We start from the raw sequence: 16,529 nt of genomic DNA on the forward strand, positions 1-16,529 counted from the left end.
GAACGTGTCGCCCGAATGACTGTTAGTGCCGACGGTATCGCAGTGTAATGATGCCGGGACATGCTGGTTGTGGGGTAGCCGGCCGAAGGAGAGCCTGGATGGACGTCGTTTTGGGGGTCGCGGTCACGGGTTCCGTCGCCCGCCTGGCGCTCGTCGGGTCGGGCGGCCAAGGTTCGGACGTGCTCGACCAATCCGTCGTCGACCTGGCCGACCGTCCGGTCGACACCCTGACCCAGACCGTCGCCGGGACGAGCCGGCTACTGGCCGACGAGAACCACCGGCTGGTCGCCACCCGGCTGTGCTGGCCGGACGCCGCCAAGGCCGACCAGCTGCGCCGGGCGCTCGAGGACTCCGGTGTGCACGACGTCGCGGTGCTCTCCGAATCGCAGGCGGTGACGGCGTTGATGCGCGCGGCGGGCCGGGCCGGCGGTGTGCTCGTCGTCGACGACGAGACGGCGACGCTGTCGGTCGTTTCGGGCGGAGACCCGGACGCGCCGCCGACCATGCTGGCCAGCCAGCCCCTGGCCGGCGGCTCGGGCCCGGAAGCCACCGCCGCGCTGGACACCATGATGGCCCGGCTCGGTGACCAGCCCGGCGCCCCGACCGAGCTCTACCTCGTTGGGGCGTCATCGAACCTGGCCGGGGTCGCCGACCAGCTGCGCGACGCGTCGACCATGCGGGTGGAGATTCCCGAGGACCCCACGTTTGCGGTCGCCCGCGGCGCGGCGATGGCCGCCCTGCCCCCGGCGGCGGGCGATGCCACCGCGATCGCGCCGGCGGCCGCGCTCACCGGGGACGAGACCGCGTTCGCTCCCGCGGCCGGGGCGGCCGCCGGGGGGCCGCAGCTGGCGTACTCGATGGCCGGCGAGGGCGAGCCGTTCGGGATGGACGAGTTCGGGCCCGAGTACGACGATTTCGGCGAATTCGGGGAGGGCGAGGCCGAGACCGGCCGGATGCCGTTGAGCAGGCGTTCGTTGGTGCTCGGCAACGCCGTCATCGCCTTTGCCGTCATCGGATTCGCATCGCTGGCCGCCGCGGTCGCCATCGCCATCCGGCCGACCGCGAGCCAGCAACCCGTGGTGGGCCACCAGAACGCCGCCCCGGGCAAGTTCATGCCGCTGTTGCCGACGCAGCAGCAGGCCCCGGTGCCACCGCCGCCGGCCGATCAGCCCAACGCCGGCTTCCAGGGCGGCGTCATCCCGGACTCCAACGGCTACATCCCGCCGCAGCTGATGTCGCCCGGCGGGGCGCCGGCCCCGGTCAATCCGGCGCCGGGCGTGCCCGGTTTCGTGCCGAATCCCAACCCGGCCGTGCCAATCCCGGTGCCGATCATCATCCCCTACCCGGGCTGGCGGCCTCCGTACCCGAACCCCTATCCGAACCCGTATCCGCCCTCCACGACGGTGATCACGACGACCCCGCCGACGACGACGCTGGGGCCGAGCACGACGACGTCGCCGCCCACGACGACTCCGCCGACCACGACGGAGCCGCCGACGACGTCGACGCAGCCGCCGACTACAACGACGCAGCCGCCGACTACCACGCAGGCGCCGACGACGACCCAGGCGCCGCACACCACCACGCCGGCGCCGACGACGCAGGCACCGCAGCCGACGACGCAGGCACCACACACCCAAACGCAGACGATCCCGACGCAGCCGCACACGCAGCAGCCGGTGACCCCGCAGCAACCGGTGAAACCGCTGCTCCCGCATACCCAGCACTGACCGATGCCCCAGGACGCGGTCACGGTCGTGCTGCCGTGTCTCAACGAGGAAGAGTCGCTGCCGGCGGTACTGGCCGCCATTCCGGCCGGCTATCACGCGCTGGTGGTGGACAACAACAGCACCGATGCCACCGCCGCGGTGGCCGCCCGGTACGGCGCCCGGGTGGTGGCCGAATCGCGGCCCGGGTACGGCTCCGCGGTGCACGCGGGCGTGGTCGCCGCGACCACCCCGGTCGTGGCGGTCATCGACGCCGACGGCTCGATGGACCCCGGTGACCTGCCCCGGCTGGTCGAGGCGCTGGACACCGGCACCGACCTGGTGATCGGCCGGCGCCGGCCGGTGCCGGGGCTGCACTGGCCGTGGGTCGCGCGGGTGGGCACCGTGGTGATGAGCTGGCGGCTGCGCACCCGCCACGGGCTGCCGGTGCACGACATCGCGCCCATGCGCGTGGCGCGCCGGGACGCGCTGCTGAATCTCGGTGTCGCCGACCGGCGTTCGGGTTACCCGCTGGAACTGCTGGTGCGCGCGGCGGCCGCCGGCTGGCGCGTGGTCGAACTCGACGTCGGCTACGGCCCGCGCACCGGCGGCAAGTCGAAGGTCAGCGGCTCGCTGCGGGGCAGCATCACCGCGATCGTCGACTTCTGGAAGGTGATCTCGTGAGCGTGCTGCCGGTGACCGTGCTGGTGGTCGCCAAGGCGCCGGAGCCGGGCCGGGCCAAGACTCGGCTCGCGGCGACGGTCGGGGACCGGGTCGCCGCCGACATCGCCGCCGCCGCGCTGCTGGACACGCTGGACGCGGTGGCGGCCGCGCCGGTGGCCGCCCGGGTGGTCGCCCTCACCGGCGAGCTCGACGCCGCCGCGGCTTCCGCCGAGATCCGGCAACGGCTCGCGTCGTTCGCCGTGATCCCGCAGCGCGGCGACGACTTCGCCGACCGGCTCGCCAACGCCCACGCCGACTCGGCCGACGGTCATCCGGTCCTGCAGATCGGGATGGACACCCCGCAGGTCACCGCCGCACTGCTGAGCGCCTGCGCGCGGAAGTTGCTCGGCGCGCCCGCGATCCTCGGCATGGCCCACGACGGCGGCTGGTGGGTGCTCGGCGTGGCGGCACCGACGATGGCCGAATGCCTGCGCACCGTGCCGATGTCTCGGCCCGACACCGGGGAGCTCACGCTGAAGGCTCTGCGCGACAACGGTATTCGCGTGACACAGGTGCAACGCCTGGCCGACATCGACGTCGCCGACGACGTCGCCGCGGTCCGCGACGCGTGCGGGCCGGAAAGCCGCTTCGCGCGGGTCACCCGCACGGCCGGCATCTGATGCGTGTGAGTCCTGGGCTTTGCGTGTGAATGCTGGGCGGAAAAATCGCCGAAATCCCGCCCTACATGCACACGCAAAGCCGTCAGCGCACACGCAAAGCCGTCAGCGCACACGCAAAGCCGTCAGAGCACACTCGCCGTGGCGGCACCATCTCCCGGTATGCGTGTGAGTCCTGGGCTTTGCGTGTGAATGCTGGGCGGAAAAATCGCCGAAATCCCGCCCTAAATACACACTCAAAGCCGTCAGTACACACGGCAAAGCCGTCAGCGCACACTCGCAGCCGTCAGCGCACACTCGCAATGCCGTCAGAGCACACTCGCCGTGGCGGCACCCCTCCCGGTTTGCGTGTGAGCCCTGGGCTTTGCGCGTGAACGCTGGGCGGAAAAATCGCCGAAATCCCGCCCTACATGCACACGCAAAGCCGTCAGCGCACACGCAAGTCACCAGTTGGTGACCATCACGGTGTTCACCAGCAGGGCGCCGACGGCGTTGACCGCCAGCCACCAGCGATGTGACCGCACCGGCAGCAGGGCGGGCGCCGCGGTGAGCCAGACGGTGAACGGCAGCCAGATCCGTTCCACCTCGGCCTTGCTCAGCATGCTCAGGTCGGCGCAGGCGATGGCGGCCAGCATCGCCAGCAGCACCAGGTGGAAACCCGAGCGGCGGCGGATGGCGGCCGCATCGAAGACGCGGCTGATCCCGGCGACGCTGCCCAGCCCGATCGCGCACACCACGCACGCCAGGTTGGCCCACCACCAGTACTGAAAGGGCCGGTCCTTCGCGATGCCCTGCCAATAGCGTTGCTGCACAAGGGCGTACCCGTCGAACCAGTAGAATCCCGCCACGGCGAACGCCACCGCCACCGCCAGCGAGGTCAGCGCCGCGGGACCCAGCGCGCGCAGCACCGCGCGCCAATCGGAGGCCGAGACCAGCACCGCCAGCGCCGGCAGCCCCAGCAGGACCAGGCCGTAGCTGAGGAACACGCTCCACCCCAGCAGCAGGCCCGCCCCGGCGGCGACGAGCGCGGGGAACCGGACCGGACGGTGCACGGCCAGGGCCAACAGCGTCAGGCCCCACGCCGCGACCCCGGCGAAGTATCCGTCGGCCGAGACCGCCACCCAGATCGCCGTCGGCGCGACCGCCACGAACGGCGCGGCCCGGCGCGCCGTGCCCTCGTCGGCGAGCGCGCGCACGGCGATCACCACGGCCGCGGCAGCGCTGGACCCGGCCAGCAGGCACAGCAGGGCGGCCCACGCCCCGCCGTGCAACCCGATCCGGTCCAGCCACACGAACGTCAGGAGCGCGCCGGGCGGGTGCCCGGAGACGTGGGTGGTCCACGAGTTCGGCTGGTAGTCGACGATCCGGCTGGCGAAGGTGCGGACGGCGGCCGGGATGTCGGTGATCGTCGGCACCTGCGACAGGTACTCGTCGCGGGTGGTCAAGCGCCCGGCGAAGCCCCGTTGCCAGCCGTCGATCATCGCCAGCGCAAACGCCCACGCGCAGGCGGTGGCCCAGGTGCCCAGCGTCAGAGCCCGCCACGAAAGGCGTTGCGCCACAGCGGGTCCCCACACCACGGCGGCCACCGCGATCAGAATCGCGGGGCCGGTTCCCCAGCTGGCGTGGATCTCCCACGCCCCGAAGATCGGCGACGCCCCGGCGTGCGTGCCGAACCGCTCCTGGCCCACGTCCAGGCGCGGCCGCACGCCCCAGTGCAGGCGTGGCAGCACGAACGCCGCCGCCACCAGGACGGCCCCGGCCGCGACGGCTGCCGACTCCCGCCGCGCGACCCTCACGGTCGACCAGCCTATTGACCGCTCGCGCCGGCGAACCGGCGCACCAGGGCGGCCCGGTCCACCTTGCCGATCCCGCGGCGCGGCAGCGCCTCGACGATGTGCAGCTCGCGCGGCGCCGCGGTGGCGTCCAGGGCACGGGTCACCTCGGCCCGCAGCGCCTGCAGCGTCGGCGCCGCGCTGCCGTCGCGCACCACGACCGCGGCGACCACCCGCTGCCCCAGCCGGTCGTCGGGCACACCGAAGACCGCGCAGTCGCCGACCGCGGGATGGGCGCACAGCGCGGCCTCGACCGGCTGCGGCAGCACCGTCAGGCCGCCCGTGCTGATCGCGTCGTCGGCGCGGCCGAGCACGGTCAGCGCGCCCGCCTCGTCGACCGAGCCCACATCGTCGGTGCGGAACCAGCCCGGCTCGGCGAAGGGGTCGGGGTCGACCGGGTTGCGGTAGCCCTTCGCCAGCGTCGCGCCGCCGATGACGATGCGCCCGTCGGCCCCGACCCGCAGCGCCACCCCGTCCAGCGGGACGCCGTCGTAGACGCAGCCGCCCGCGGTCTCGCTCATCCCGTAGGTGCGGACCACCGCGATGCCCGCCGCCGCGGCGGCGTCCAGGACCGGCCGCGGCGCCGGTCCGCCGCCGAGCAGCACGGCGTCCAGCCCGGCGAGCGCGGCCGCCGCCGCCGGCTCGGCCAGCGCCTTGGCCAGCTGCGCGGCGACCAGCGACGTGTAGCGTCGGCCGGGACCCAATCGCCTTATCGCGGAGGGCAATTCGCTGACGTCGAAACCGGTGGACACGTCCAGCTCGACGGGCGCCGACCCGGCCAGCACGCTGCGCACCAGCACCTGCAGCCCGGCGATGTGGTGGGGCGGCAGGGCCAGCAGCCAGGCGCCGGGGCCGCCGAGGCGCTGGTGGGTGGCCGACGCGCTGGCGGTCAGCGCCGCGGCCGTCAGCAGCGCGCCCTTGGGCGCGCCGGTGGTTCCCGACGTCGTCGCGACCAGGGCCACGTCGTCGTCGATGTCTTCGCCCACCCGCAAGGCGCGCGGCGTGCCGTCGTCGCCGGGCGCCAGCGCGACCAGCGCGGGATCGCGCCCGTCCAGCACCCGCTCCAGGGCCGGCAACAGCACCGCGACCGCGGAACCCGGCGGCACGCCGAGCGCACGCAGGACGGCTATGCGGGGTCCTGGGCGTCGCGCGGCTCGTCGAACGGCCAGCCGTGGGCGGCCAGCCGCGTCCGCACGCGTTCGACGTCTTCCGGCGACGGCAGCTCGTCGGTGATCTGGGTGATCGCCACACCGATGTCGATGTCGTCGAAGCAGCCCCGCTCCATGAGCTCGTGCGCCACCGCGATGACCTCGTCGTGACCCAACCGGCGGGTCAGCAGGGCCAGCACCGGGAAGGTGTCCGTCGGTGGAACGCCCTCCGGATACCCCGCGCGCAGCCACGAGACGATCGAGCTCAGGAATCCGTTCACGTCGCTATCCCTCCACGCGGGGGTTCGGCTGGGTGGACGATTTCGATGCTACTTGTGCGGCGGCTTGGCCCCCAGAAACGGCTGATTGATCTGGTGCGCGATGAAGTCTCGGGAGATGTACAGCAGCGCGAAGAGGATCACGGCGAGCACCACCGCGTAGATCACCCAGGCGATCGCCAGCAGCGCCGGATTCTTGTGCGGCGGGCTGCCGTCCGTGCTGACCTGACCGCCGCCGACGGCGTGGAACCGCAGCCCCACGGCGAACAGCGCCGGCAGCGCGGCACCGGCCAGCATGCTGAACACCAGGATCTTCAGGGAGGCCTCGTAGTTGAACCAGTCGCCGAAGTGGCTCATGAGGGGTTCCCCGCGGTCACCGTGTCTTCGTCGGTGCCGGACCGGCGCGAGGCGCCGGTGCCGACTTTGGGCCCGGTATCCGACGGCGGATGTTCGTCCGAGGCCTCGAGACCGGCGGTGAGGCTGCCCTCCCATTCGGCGTTGACGTTCTTGTGGTCGACCTTGACCCGCCGCGAGCGGATGTAGATGGCGGCGGAGACCGCGACCAGCAGGCTGAAGCCGATGATCGCGCCGGGGTAGCCGCCGATGAGGTGCACGGTCCAGTAGGTGATCGCCCCGACCAACCCGGCCGAGGGAAGGGTGATCAGCCACGCGACGACCATCCGGCCGGCCACTCCCCAGCGCACCTCGCCGCCGGGCTTGCCCAGCCCGCTGCCCAGCACCGAACCGGTGCAGACCTGGGTGGTCGACAGCGCGTAGCCGAAGTGGGTGGACAGCAGAATGACTGCCGCCGAGGACGATTCGGCCGCCATGCCCTGCGGTGACTTGATCTCGACCAGTCCCTTGCCCAGGGTGCGGATGATGCGCCAGCCGCCGAGGTAGGTGCCCGCCGCCATCGCCAGGGCGCAACACACGATCACCCACAGCGGCGGCGCCGAGTCGGTCTTGCTGACCGCGCCGTAGGACATCAGCCCCAGGAAGATGATGCCCATCGTCTTCTGCGCGTCGCCGGTGCCGTGCGCCAGGGAGACCAGCGACGCGGAGCCCCACTGCCCGTACCGGAACCCGGCCTCGGTGCGCTGGGTCGGGATGCCGCGGGTGATCCGGTAGACCAGCCACGTCGCGATCGCCCCGACCACGATGGCCAGGATCGCGGCGACGACGGCCGGGATCAGCACCTTGGACACCAGGCCCTTCCAGATCACCCCGTGCGCGCCCACGGCGGCGAGGGTGGCGCCGACGATGCCGCCGATCAGCGCGTGCGAGGAACTCGACGGGATGCCGAGGAGCCAGGTCAGCAGGTTCCAGACGATGCCGCCGACGAGGCCGGCAAACACCAGTTCCAGCGTCACGATGTGCCCGTCGATGAGGCCCTTGGCGATGGTGGCCGCGACGGCGGTGGACATGAACGCGCCCACCAGGTTCAGCACCGCGGACAGCGCGACGGCGGCCTTGGGCGCCAGCGCGCCGCTGGCAATGGACGTTGCCATCGCGTTGCCGGTGTCGTGGAAGCCGTTGGTGAAATCGAAAGCGAGTGCCGTGATTACGACAATGATGAGGAGGAACAAATCGATGTTCACAGCGCCTGATTCTCGTAGTAGGGGGCTTAAATTGTCGAATGCAGGGATGGCCGAAATGCAGGTGTACCTTGACTTGTCGTTGGATGTTAGCCGTTCGTTAACCCGGTGTTCTTCAATCGCCGCGGGTATCGCGGCGCAGCGGATGGTCCCCGGGGATCTCGACGAAAATCAGCGTGATGCCGTCCGGATCGGTCACGTGCATCTCGCGCAGGCCCCACGGTTCGCGCCGCGCCTCGCGGGCGATGGGAACTCCCCGGCCCTCCAGTTCGGCCTGGGCCGCGGCGACGTCACGGACCTGGAGCCACAGCGCGCCCGGGAAGGGTCCCCGGGAATGGTCTGGTGAGCCGTAACCGGCCAGCTCCAGCAAAGACTGCCCGGCGAAAAACACGGTGCCGGCGCCGTATTCGCGGGCTATCGCCAGCCCGATCTCGTCGCGGTAGAAGCCCAACGACCGCTGATAGTCCGCCGGCCGGAGCAGCATCCGGCTGGCCAGGATCTCCATAGCGTCGTGTCTATCACGCGCACCGCCCGCGCAGGGTCACTACGCCCGGACGGGCCATGACGGGCAGCGCGATCAGGCTTGCTGGTTGGGCTGGATGCTCTGCCGCTGCATGAGGGTGTTGACCCAGCGCGGCCCGAAGGTGTCCAGCGCCTTGGCTACGATCGCCATCCGGGGCGCGATGCGCACCGGCCGGGTGCGCGCCGCGCTGACCATCCACTCGGCGGCCTCCCGAGACGTCAGGGCGGGCATGCCGTCGTAGGCCTTCGTCGGCGCGATCATCGGCGTGGCCACCAACGGGTAATACAGCGTTGTCGAATGCACTCCGCGGCGACCCCACTCCGTTTCCACGACCCGGCTCACCATCGACAGCGCGGCCTTGGACGCGTTGTACACCGCGAACAGCGGCGACGCCTCCGAGAGCACGCCCCACGTCGAGACGTTGATGATGTGGCCGTCGCCGCGCTCGAGCATCCCCGGCGCGAACCCCCGGATCAGCCGGAGCGGCGCGTAGTAGTTGAGCACCATGGTCCGCTCGACGTCGTGCCAGCGTTCCAGCGATTCGGCCAGCGGCCGGCGGATCGACCGGCCGGCGTTGTTGATCAGGATGTCGACGCCGCCGAGCCGCTTGTCGACGTCGGTCACCAGCGCGTCGACGGCGTCCATGTCCGAGATGTCGCACGGGATCGCGATGGCGGCCCCGCCGGCCTTGGTGATCCGGTCCGCCAGGTCATCGAGCAGGTCCTGGCGGCGGGCGACGACCACCACCGTCGCGCCCTCGCGGGCCAGCCGCTCGGCCCCGGCCTCGCCGATGCCCGACGACGCCCCGGTCACCAGGATCCGCTTGCCGTCGAGGTCGACCGGCTTGATCGCGGGCCGGTTGACCAGAATCTGCGGCGACGCGGGCGGTCGCATGGTGGCCAGCACCAGCTGGTCTCGGAACCTGCCGAGGGGACTCTTGCTCACCGTGGGGAGTTTAGGCGGGGGCGCGATGCGGCCTCAGAAATACCGGGGGAACCGGCTCCAGTCCGGCGGCCTCTTCTCCAGGAAGGCGTCGCGGCCCTCGACGGCCTCGTCGGTCATGTACGCCAGCCGGGTGGCCTCGCCGGCGAAGAGCTGCTGGCCCACCAGCCCGTCGTCGAGCAGGTTGAACGCGAACTTCAGCATGCGTTGCGCCTGAGGGGATTTCGCGTTGATCTCGGCCGCCCACTGCACGCCGGTCCGTTCCAGGTCGGCATGGTCGGTGACCTCGTTGACCGCGCCCATGTGGTGCATCTGCTCGGCGGTGTATTCCCGGCCCAAAAAGAAGATCTCGCGGGCGAACTTCTGGCCCACCTGCCGCGCCAGGTACGCGCTGCCGTAACCGCCGTCGAAGCTGCCGACGTCGGCGTCGGTCTGTTTGAAGCGGGCGTGCTCGCGGCTGGCCAGCGTGAGATCACACACCACGTGCAGGCTGTGGCCACCGCCGGCGGCCCAGCCGTTCACCAGGCAGATCACCACCTTGGGCATGAACCGGATCAGCCGCTGCACCTCGAGGATGTGCAGCCGCCCGGCGCGCGCGGCGTCGACGGTGTCCGCGGTGTCGCCGCTCGCGTATTGATAGCCGGACCGGCCGCGGATGCGCTGATCGCCGCCGGAGCAAAACGCCCACCCGCCGTCCTTGGGCGACGGGCCGTTGCCGGTCAGCAGCACCACGCCCACGTCGGGCGACATCCGGGCGTGATCCAGCGCCCGGTACAGCTCGTCGACGGTGTGCGGCCGGAACGCATTGCGCACCTCGGGACGATCGAACGCCACCCGCACGGTGGCGTCGGAGACGTGGCGGTGGTAGGTGATGTCGGTCAGGTCGCCGAATCCGTCGACGGGTCGCCAGGCCTGCTCATCAAAAGGGTTGGCACTCAAGGCTGTTGAACTCCGTCCTTGCTGATGGTGAGGTCGCCGCAGCTGATCGTCTGCGCCGAGACCACCGCGGGGTCCTGGGCGGAAGTGGCCGTCACGGTGTCGGACGCTCCGATGGTGGCCAGCGTGCCGTTGAGGTCGATCTCGGTGCGGCGCACGGTCCACTGGCCGTCGTCGTTCGAGGCCCGCAACCCGACCAGGTGCCGCCCCGGCGATGGCAGCCCCAGGTTGCTGCAACCGATTCCGGTGCCGTTGCCGCGCAGGTCCTGCAGGTCGAACAGGAACGGCGCGCCCTGGTTGTCGGCGACGGTCTGCAGCCGGCAGTCGGCGAAGACGTACAGGTGGGCGCCGCGTCCGTCGCTGACGATCACTTGGTGCTGCCCGTCCTGTTGGGCATCGATTGCCAAGGCGCTCAAGGGGATTGGACTAGCCGATGCGACCTCCACGCTGGAGTTGGCGCCGCTTGCCGTCGTGATCCCGACGATCCGCACGGTGCGGCCCGAGCCGTCGCGAAACTGCCCGAGCCACAACGTGTCCGGCTGACCGTCCCAGTCGAGGTCACCGACCTTGCGCTGGGCCGAACCAACCGGCGGCGCGGTGCCGCCGGGCGCGCAACCCGTCGTGGCGAACGACCGCGCCGGGGGCACGCCGAAAACCGCCACGAGCACCGAGAGCGCCAGCAGCAGACGTCGCATCCGCCTACACCGGATCCAGTCGGAACACCGCGCAGCGGCCGGCCAGGGCTTCGAACTCCTCGGGCCTGCCTTCGGTGACCAGTCCCGCCCGCTTCATGAAGCCGACGCCGGTGGGCACCTCGGCCGGGAAGGCCCGCAGGATCGGCCGCGCGTCGTCCGGCGACAGCTCCACCAGCCGCACGTGCCGGACCTGCCGGCCGCGGGCCACGGTCGCCCGGCCGGCCGCGCGCGCGTTGGCCACCCAGTCGGCACCGGGAAACCCGGCGACGACGAACTGTTTCCCGTCGACCGTCATCGGCGTCACCGGCGTCGACCGGTCGCGCCCGGACTTGCGCCCCTTCACCGTCAGCACGACCGGGCTCTCGCCGCCGAAACTCAGTCCCAGCCGCGACATCCGGATGAAGAGCTTGTTGGCCGGCTTCAGCCACCGCGGCGGCCGGACCGGTTTGTCACTGCCCACGGCAGCGACGTTACCTCTGGAAGGGTTCGGCCCCGTGCGGCTGGGGCGCCGTCGCGCCGACGCCGTCCAGCCGTGCCAGCGCGTCGGCGCCCAGGGTGAGGCCCGCCGTCGCGAGGTTCTCCTCGAGGTGTGCGACGGATCGCGTGCCCGGAATCAGCAGCGTGTTGGGTGCGTGGGCCAGCAGCCACGCCAGGCCGACCTGGGCGCCCGACACGCCGAGCTCGCCCGCGATGCCGGCCACCACCGGGTGGTCGGCGACGTTGGGGAACCCCGCGAACGCCGACCCGAGCGGGAAGTACGGCACCCAGGCGATGCCCTCGGCCGCACAGAAATCCAGCGTCTCCTCCTGGGAGCGGTCGAGCACGCTGTAGGGGTTCTGCACGCACGCGATGCCCGCGGGCGCGGCGCGGCGCACCACTTCGAGCGGCACGGCGCTGACGCCGATCGCGCCGATCTTGCCCTCGTCGCGCAGCGCGACCATCTCGGCGAGTTGGTCGTCGAGGTCGACGATCTGGTCGCCCTCGGCGGCCACGCCGGGCCCGAGGTCCATGCGGCGCAGATTGACCACCGGAACGCGGTCGAGGCCGAGCTGGCGCAGGTCGTCTTCGACCGCGGCGCGCAGCTCGGCGGGCTTCTGGGCGGCGGCCAGGGGCACCGGCTGCGCGCCCGTGTAGCGGGCGCCGACCTTGCTGACGATGACGAGGTCGTCCGGGTAGGGGGCCAGCGCCGCGCGGATCCGGCGGTTCACCTCGCCCGGGCCGTAGAACGACGCGGTGTCGATGTGGTTGACGCCGAGTTCGACCCCGCGGCGCAGCACGCTGGCCGCCTCCTCGGGTGTGGCCTCGAACAGTTGCATCGCGCCGTAGCCGATGCGGGCGACGCTGAGCGTCCCGATGCTGCCGATACCGCCTGGGGCCGCTTGATCCGTCATGGTGCTCCCTCGTGCCACACTGGTAGGAATGCGGAGGGCCCTCCGCTTGCACCGAGCCTAGCAGAACCGGAGGATCCTCCACTTTGGTCCAGCCGAGCCGTTCCGACGCGCGCCGCAACCGCGACAAGCTGATCGAGGCGGCAACCGCGGCGTTCGCCGGCGCGCAGGGGCGACCGGTGTCGCTGGAGTCGATCGCCCGCGACGCCGGCGTCGGGATCGGCACGCTGTATCGCCATTTCCCGAGCCGGGAGGCCCTCGTCGAGGCGATCTACCGCGCCGAGCTCGCCGAGGTGGCCGCGGCGGCCGAACGCCTGCTCGAGCGGCATCCGCCCGAGCAGGCGCTGCGCCGCTGGATGGACCGCTACGCCGGCTTCGTGGCCGCCAAGCGGGGGATGGCCGAGTCGCTGCACGCGATCTTCGACTCCGGCGCCATGCAGCCCAGCCGGACCCGCGACAGCATCGTCGGCGCCGTCGAGCTGCTGCTGCGCGCCGGCGCCGACGACGGCAGCCTGCGCGCCGACGTGCAGGCCGACGACGTGGTGTCCAGCCTGATCGGCATCTTCCTGGCCAGCGGCTCGCCGGAGCAGACGGGCCGCATGCTCGACCTGCTGGCCGCCGGTGTGTCGGCCCACTGAAGCGCCGAGTGTGCGGCCAGCCGCACGGTCGGCCGCGAGTGTGCGGCCAGCCGCACGCTCGGCAGCGCGAACCTAGCCGACCGCGCGGTCGGCGCCCTCCCAGAACCGCGCCCGCACGGCCTTCTTGTCGGGCTTGCCCAGCGCGGTCACCGGCACCGACTCGACGACGATCACCTGCTTGGGCGACTGCACCGAACCCTTGCGCTCCTTGACCGCGGCCTGGATCTCGACGGTCACCCGCGCCACCGTCTCCTCGTCGGAGGGGTGGTCGGGCCGCAGCACGATCACCGCGGTGACGGCCTCGCCCCACTTCTCGTCCGGCGTGCCGATGACGCACACCTGCGCGACGGCCGGGTGCTCGGCGACGACGTCCTCGACCTCGCGCGGGAACACGTTGAACCCGCCGGTGACGATCATGTCCTTGACCCGGTCGACGATGAACCAGAAGCCGTCGGGGTCCTCGCGGGCCATGTCACCGGTGTGCAGCCACCCGTCCTTGAACGTCTTGGCCGTCTCCTCCGGCAGGTTCCAGTAGCCGCCGCTCAGCAGCGGGCCGGACACGCAGATCTCGCCGACCTCGCCCTGGGGCACGGGGTTGCCGTCGGCGTCCAGCAGCGCGGTGCGGGCGAACAGGGTGGGCCGCCCGCAGGAGGTGAGCCGCTTCTCGTCGTGGTCCTTCTTGGCCAGATACGAGATCACCATCGGGGCCTCGGACTGGCCGTAGTACTGGGCGAAGATCGGCCCGAAGCGGCGGATGGCCTCGGCCAGCCGCACCGGGTTCATCGCCGAGGCGCCGTAATAGACGGTCTCGAGCGAGGACAGGTCGCGGGTGTGCGAATCGGGGTGGTCCATCAGCGCGTAGATCATCGACGGCACGAGCATGGTGGCGGTGATCTTCTGCTCCTCGATCACCCGCAGCACCTCGGCCGGGTCGAACTTGGTCAGCACGATCAGCTCGCCGCCCTTGATGATGGTCGGCACGAAGAACGCCGCCCCGGCGTGCGACAGCGGCGTGCACATCAAGAAGCGCGGGTTCTCGGGCCACTCCCACTCGGCGAGCTGGATCGTGGTCATCGTGGTGATCGACTGCGCGGTGCCCAGCACGCCCTTGGGCTTGCCGGTGGTGCCGCCGGTGTAGGCCATCCCGCCGATGTGGTCGGGCGGAAGGTCGGCCGCCACCAACGGCTTCGGCGCATACTTCGCGGCCTCGGCCACCAGGTCCACGGCGGATTCACTGAGCGCTTCGGGGACCGGCCCGATCGTCAGGATCTGCTTGAGGCCGGGCACCTTCTCCAGCAGCCCGAGCGCCCGCTCGACGAACATCGGGTTGGGATCGATGATCAGCGACGTCACGCCGGCGTCGCCCAGGACGTAGGCGTGGTCGTCCAGGGAGCCCAGCGGGTGCAGTGCCACGCGCCGGTAACCCTGCGTCTGGCCGGCGCCGATGATCATCAGCACCTCCGGCCGGTTCAGCGACAGCAGCCCGACGGTGGCGCCGGTGCCCGCCCCGAGCGCCTCGAACGCCTGGATGTACTGGCTGATGCGCTCGGCGAGCTGCCCGCCGGTCAGCGTGGTGTCGCCGAGATGCAGCACCGGCTTGTTCTTGTTGCGCTTGAGCGCACCGACGGTCAGGTGTCCGGAATGAATGGGATGGCGCAGGAGCTCGTCACTCATGTGGCCAGACTAGAACGTGTTGCAGTTCCAGTCAGCCACCCCCCGCCGAAGGCCGGCGAGCACTAGCATCCCTGCCTATGGTCGCCGCAGATCTCGTCGTCACCGGAACCATCCTGACGGTCGACGAGAAGCGGCCCGCCGCCGAGGCCCTCGCGATCACCGACGGACGCATCACCGCGGTCGGCACCCGCTCCGAGGTCGCCGAGCATATCGGCGCCGGCACCCAGATCGTCGACGCGGGCTCGATGGGTGGGGGCTGCGTGATGCCGGGATTCGTCGAGGCGCATGGACATCCGCTGATGGAGGCCATGGCGCTCTCGGACCGGATCGTCGACATCCGGCCCGTCACCATCGCCGACGCGGACGACGTCGTCGCGGCCGTGCGCGGCGAGGTCGCCAAGAGGGGCGAGGCCGGCGCCTACCTCAACGGCTGGGACCCGCTGCTCCAGGCCGGGCTGCCGCAGCCCAGCCTCGAATGGCTCGACGACGTCGCCCCCGACGGCCCGTTGGTGATCATCCACAACTCCGGGCACAAGGCCTATTTCAACTCGCACGCCGCCCGGCGCGCCGGGCTGACCCGCGACACCCCGGACCCCAAGGGCGCCCGGTTCGGCCGCGGCACGGACGGCGAACTCGACGGCAGCGCCGAGGAGACCGGGGCCGTCTTCCCGCTCTTGGCCGGCGCCGTCGAGCCCGGCAACTACCCGGAGCTGCTGCGCGCCGAGTGCGCCCGGCTCAACCGCGCGGGCCTGACCACCTGCTCGGAGATGGCGTTCGACCCGGCGTTCCGGCCGCTGGTCGAGAAGCTGAGCGGTGAGCTGACCGTCCGGCTGCGCACCTACGAGATCTCCAACCCGCAGATGCGCAGCGACGCCACCCCCGGCCAGGGCGACGACATGCTGCGCCAGGTCGGCATCAAGATCTGGGTGGACGGCTCGCCGTGGGTGGGCAACATCGCCCTGACCTTCCCCTACCTGGACACCGACGCCAGCCGCACCATCGGGGTGCCGCCCGGCTCCTGCGGGCACGCCAACTACACCAAGGAGCAGCTGACCGAGATCGTCGGCGCCTACTTCCCGCTGGGCTGGCCGATGGCGTGCCACGTGCAGGGCGACGCCGGGGTGGACACCATTCTCGACGTCTACGAGGAGGCGCTCGAGCGGCACCCGCGCCCCGACCACCGGCTGCGCCTCGAGCACGTCGGCGCCATCCGCCCCGACCAACTCCGGCGGGCCGCCGACCTCGGCGTCACCTGCAGCATCTTCGTCGACCAGATCCACTACTGGGGCGACATCATCGTCGACGGGCTGTTCGGGCCCGAGCGCGGATCCCGTTGGATGCCGGCGGGTTCCGCCGTGGCCACCGGCATGCGGATCTCGCTGCACAACGACCCGCCGGTCACGCCCGAGGAGCCGCTGCGCAACATCAGCGTGGCGGTCACCCGCACGGCACCCAGCGGCCGGGTGCTCGCGCCCGAGGAGCGGCTGACGGTCGAACAGGCGATCCGCGCGCAGACCATCGACGCCGCCTGGCAGCTGTTCTCCGACGACGTGATCGGCTCGCTGGAGGTCGGCAAGTACGCCGACATGGTGGTGCTGTCGGCCGATCCGCGCACCGTGCCGCCCGAGGACATCGCCGACCTCGAGGTGCGCGCGACGTATCTGGCGGGCCGCCGGGTCTACGGCGCGTGACGCCCTCGCTGGCTGACCTGCTGGATCGGCTGCACGTGGTGGCGCTGCCGATGCGGGTGCGCTTCCGCGGCGGGGGCGGGCGGTAGGCGGCCTCGATACCCGCGGCGAGCCAGTGCGCGGCCTCGGGCGGACCGTATTCGGGG

The 16,529-nt window shown here is 71.5% G+C and carries 17 protein-coding genes and 1 pseudogene; 6 read left to right on the forward strand and 12 right to left on the reverse strand.

Annotation, left to right across the window (positions count from 1 at the left end; translation table 11 throughout):
* Positions 1 to 98: 98 nt before the first annotated feature.
* Genes A5696_RS17280 through A5696_RS17290 form a run of 3 tightly spaced genes read left to right on the forward strand, consistent with a single transcriptional unit; the run spans position 99 to position 3,049 of the window.
* Positions 99 to 1,730: a hypothetical protein gene (locus A5696_RS17280; RefSeq protein ID WP_067881486.1), complete on the forward strand. Its 1,632-nt coding sequence runs from the start codon at positions 99 to 101 to the stop codon at positions 1,728 to 1,730.
* A 3-nt stretch (positions 1,731 to 1,733) separates the two neighbouring features.
* Positions 1,734 to 2,390 (forward strand): glycosyltransferase family 2 protein, encoded by a 657-nt coding sequence (locus A5696_RS17285; RefSeq protein WP_067881488.1) that lies wholly within the window; start codon positions 1,734 to 1,736, stop codon positions 2,388 to 2,390.
* Positions 2,387 to 3,049, forward strand: a complete 663-nt coding sequence (locus tag A5696_RS17290) for a DUF2064 domain-containing protein (protein ID WP_067881492.1) — start codon at positions 2,387 to 2,389, stop codon at positions 3,047 to 3,049. Before A5696_RS17285 ends, A5696_RS17290 begins: the two co-directional genes overlap by 4 nt.
* Positions 3,050 to 3,489: 440 nt before the next feature.
* Here A5696_RS17290 and A5696_RS17295 read toward each other — a convergent pair whose 3' ends face one another.
* The 11 genes from A5696_RS17295 to A5696_RS17345 form a co-directional block, all read right to left on the reverse strand.
* Positions 3,490 to 4,842: a hypothetical protein gene (locus A5696_RS17295; protein ID WP_067881495.1), complete on the reverse strand. Its 1,353-nt coding sequence runs from the start codon at positions 4,840 to 4,842 to the stop codon at positions 3,490 to 3,492.
* Positions 4,843 to 4,853: 11 nt separating this feature from the next.
* Complete coding sequence (gene menE / locus A5696_RS17300) at positions 4,854 to 5,936, reverse strand: o-succinylbenzoate--CoA ligase (RefSeq protein ID WP_231964363.1); 1,083 nt, start codon at positions 5,934 to 5,936, stop codon at positions 4,854 to 4,856.
* A 68-nt stretch (positions 5,937 to 6,004) separates the two neighbouring features.
* Positions 6,005 to 6,307, reverse strand: a complete 303-nt coding sequence (locus A5696_RS17305; RefSeq protein WP_067881498.1) for a DUF3349 domain-containing protein — start codon at positions 6,305 to 6,307, stop codon at positions 6,005 to 6,007.
* Positions 6,308 to 6,355: 48 nt separating this feature from the next.
* The gene (locus A5696_RS17310; RefSeq protein WP_067881501.1) at positions 6,356 to 6,661 is read right to left on the reverse strand and encodes a hypothetical protein; all 306 of its coding nucleotides are present in this window, start codon (positions 6,659 to 6,661) and stop codon (positions 6,356 to 6,358) included.
* The gene (locus A5696_RS17315; protein WP_067881504.1) at positions 6,658 to 7,902 is read right to left on the reverse strand and encodes an inorganic phosphate transporter; all 1,245 of its coding nucleotides are present in this window, start codon (positions 7,900 to 7,902) and stop codon (positions 6,658 to 6,660) included. The genes A5696_RS17310 and A5696_RS17315 overlap by 4 nt, the downstream gene beginning before the upstream one ends.
* Before the next feature lie 112 nt (positions 7,903 to 8,014).
* Positions 8,015 to 8,404: a VOC family protein gene (locus tag A5696_RS17320; RefSeq protein WP_067881507.1), complete on the reverse strand. Its 390-nt coding sequence runs from the start codon at positions 8,402 to 8,404 to the stop codon at positions 8,015 to 8,017.
* A gap of 72 nt (positions 8,405 to 8,476) precedes the next feature.
* Positions 8,477 to 9,367 (reverse strand): SDR family oxidoreductase, encoded by an 891-nt coding sequence (locus A5696_RS17325; RefSeq protein ID WP_067881510.1) that lies wholly within the window; start codon positions 9,365 to 9,367, stop codon positions 8,477 to 8,479.
* A gap of 33 nt (positions 9,368 to 9,400) precedes the next feature.
* On the reverse strand, positions 9,401 to 10,303 hold the full coding sequence (locus A5696_RS17330) for a 1,4-dihydroxy-2-naphthoyl-CoA synthase (protein ID WP_067881514.1): 903 nt from the start codon (positions 10,301 to 10,303) through the stop codon (positions 9,401 to 9,403).
* Positions 10,300 to 10,995, reverse strand: coding sequence for a hypothetical protein (locus tag A5696_RS17335; RefSeq protein WP_067881517.1), 696 nt, complete (start codon positions 10,993 to 10,995; stop codon positions 10,300 to 10,302). Before A5696_RS17335 ends, A5696_RS17330 begins: the two co-directional genes overlap by 4 nt.
* Before the next feature lie 4 nt (positions 10,996 to 10,999).
* Positions 11,000 to 11,455, reverse strand: a complete 456-nt coding sequence (locus A5696_RS17340; RefSeq protein WP_067881520.1) for a nitroreductase family deazaflavin-dependent oxidoreductase — start codon at positions 11,453 to 11,455, stop codon at positions 11,000 to 11,002.
* A 10-nt stretch (positions 11,456 to 11,465) separates the two neighbouring features.
* Positions 11,466 to 12,386 (reverse strand): aldo/keto reductase, encoded by a 921-nt coding sequence (locus A5696_RS17345; RefSeq protein ID WP_067881523.1) that lies wholly within the window; start codon positions 12,384 to 12,386, stop codon positions 11,466 to 11,468.
* An 83-nt stretch (positions 12,387 to 12,469) separates the two neighbouring features.
* On the opposite strand from A5696_RS17345, the gene A5696_RS17350 reads away from it, so the two are divergent.
* Entirely contained in the window at positions 12,470 to 13,021 is a 552-nt protein-coding gene (locus A5696_RS17350; RefSeq protein ID WP_067881527.1) for a TetR/AcrR family transcriptional regulator, read from the forward strand.
* A 72-nt stretch (positions 13,022 to 13,093) separates the two neighbouring features.
* On the opposite strand, the gene fadD8 is transcribed toward A5696_RS17350, so the two are convergent.
* Positions 13,094 to 14,695, reverse strand: coding sequence for a fatty-acid--CoA ligase FadD8 (fadD8, locus tag A5696_RS17355; RefSeq protein ID WP_067881530.1), 1,602 nt, complete (start codon positions 14,693 to 14,695; stop codon positions 13,094 to 13,096).
* Between the two features lie 77 nt (positions 14,696 to 14,772).
* Between fadD8 and A5696_RS17360 the strand changes: the two genes are divergently transcribed.
* Together A5696_RS17360 and A5696_RS29210 are read left to right on the forward strand one after the other, a co-directional pair.
* Positions 14,773 to 16,386, forward strand: coding sequence for an amidohydrolase (locus tag A5696_RS17360; protein WP_067881533.1), 1,614 nt, complete (start codon positions 14,773 to 14,775; stop codon positions 16,384 to 16,386).
* A pseudogene (locus A5696_RS29210) lies at positions 16,383 to 16,457 on the forward strand (hypothetical protein); the annotation flags it as partial. The gene A5696_RS17360 and the pseudogene A5696_RS29210, both read left to right, overlap by 4 nt.
* Positions 16,458 to 16,529 lie beyond the last annotated feature (72 nt).

It is taken from the genome of Mycobacterium sp. E2699 (assembly GCF_001666745.1).
In the GTDB taxonomy this organism is placed as follows: domain Bacteria; phylum Actinomycetota; class Actinomycetes; order Mycobacteriales; family Mycobacteriaceae; genus Mycobacterium.

Bases quoted from the DNA above. Each gene is read 5' to 3' on its own strand.
- A5696_RS17280 (WP_067881486.1), top strand. From the start codon at position 99: ATGGACGTCGTTTTGGGGGTCGCGGTCACGGGTTCCGTCGCCCGCCTG.
- A5696_RS17285 (WP_067881488.1), top strand. From the start codon at position 1,734: ATGCCCCAGGACGCGGTCACGGTCGTGCTGCCGTGTCTCAACGAGGAA.
- A5696_RS17310 (WP_067881501.1), bottom strand. From the start codon at position 6,661: ATGAGCCACTTCGGCGACTGGTTCAACTACGAGGCCTCCCTGAAGATC.
- A5696_RS17320 (WP_067881507.1), bottom strand. From the start codon at position 8,404: ATGGAGATCCTGGCCAGCCGGATGCTGCTCCGGCCGGCGGACTATCAG.
- A5696_RS17335 (WP_067881517.1), bottom strand. From the start codon at position 10,995: ATGCGACGTCTGCTGCTGGCGCTCTCGGTGCTCGTGGCGGTTTTCGGC.
- A5696_RS17345 (WP_067881523.1), bottom strand. From the start codon at position 12,386: ATGACGGATCAAGCGGCCCCAGGCGGTATCGGCAGCATCGGGACGCTC.
- fadD8 (WP_067881530.1), bottom strand. From the start codon at position 14,695: ATGAGTGACGAGCTCCTGCGCCATCCCATTCATTCCGGACACCTGACC.
- A5696_RS17360 (WP_067881533.1), top strand. From the start codon at position 14,773: ATGGTCGCCGCAGATCTCGTCGTCACCGGAACCATCCTGACGGTCGAC.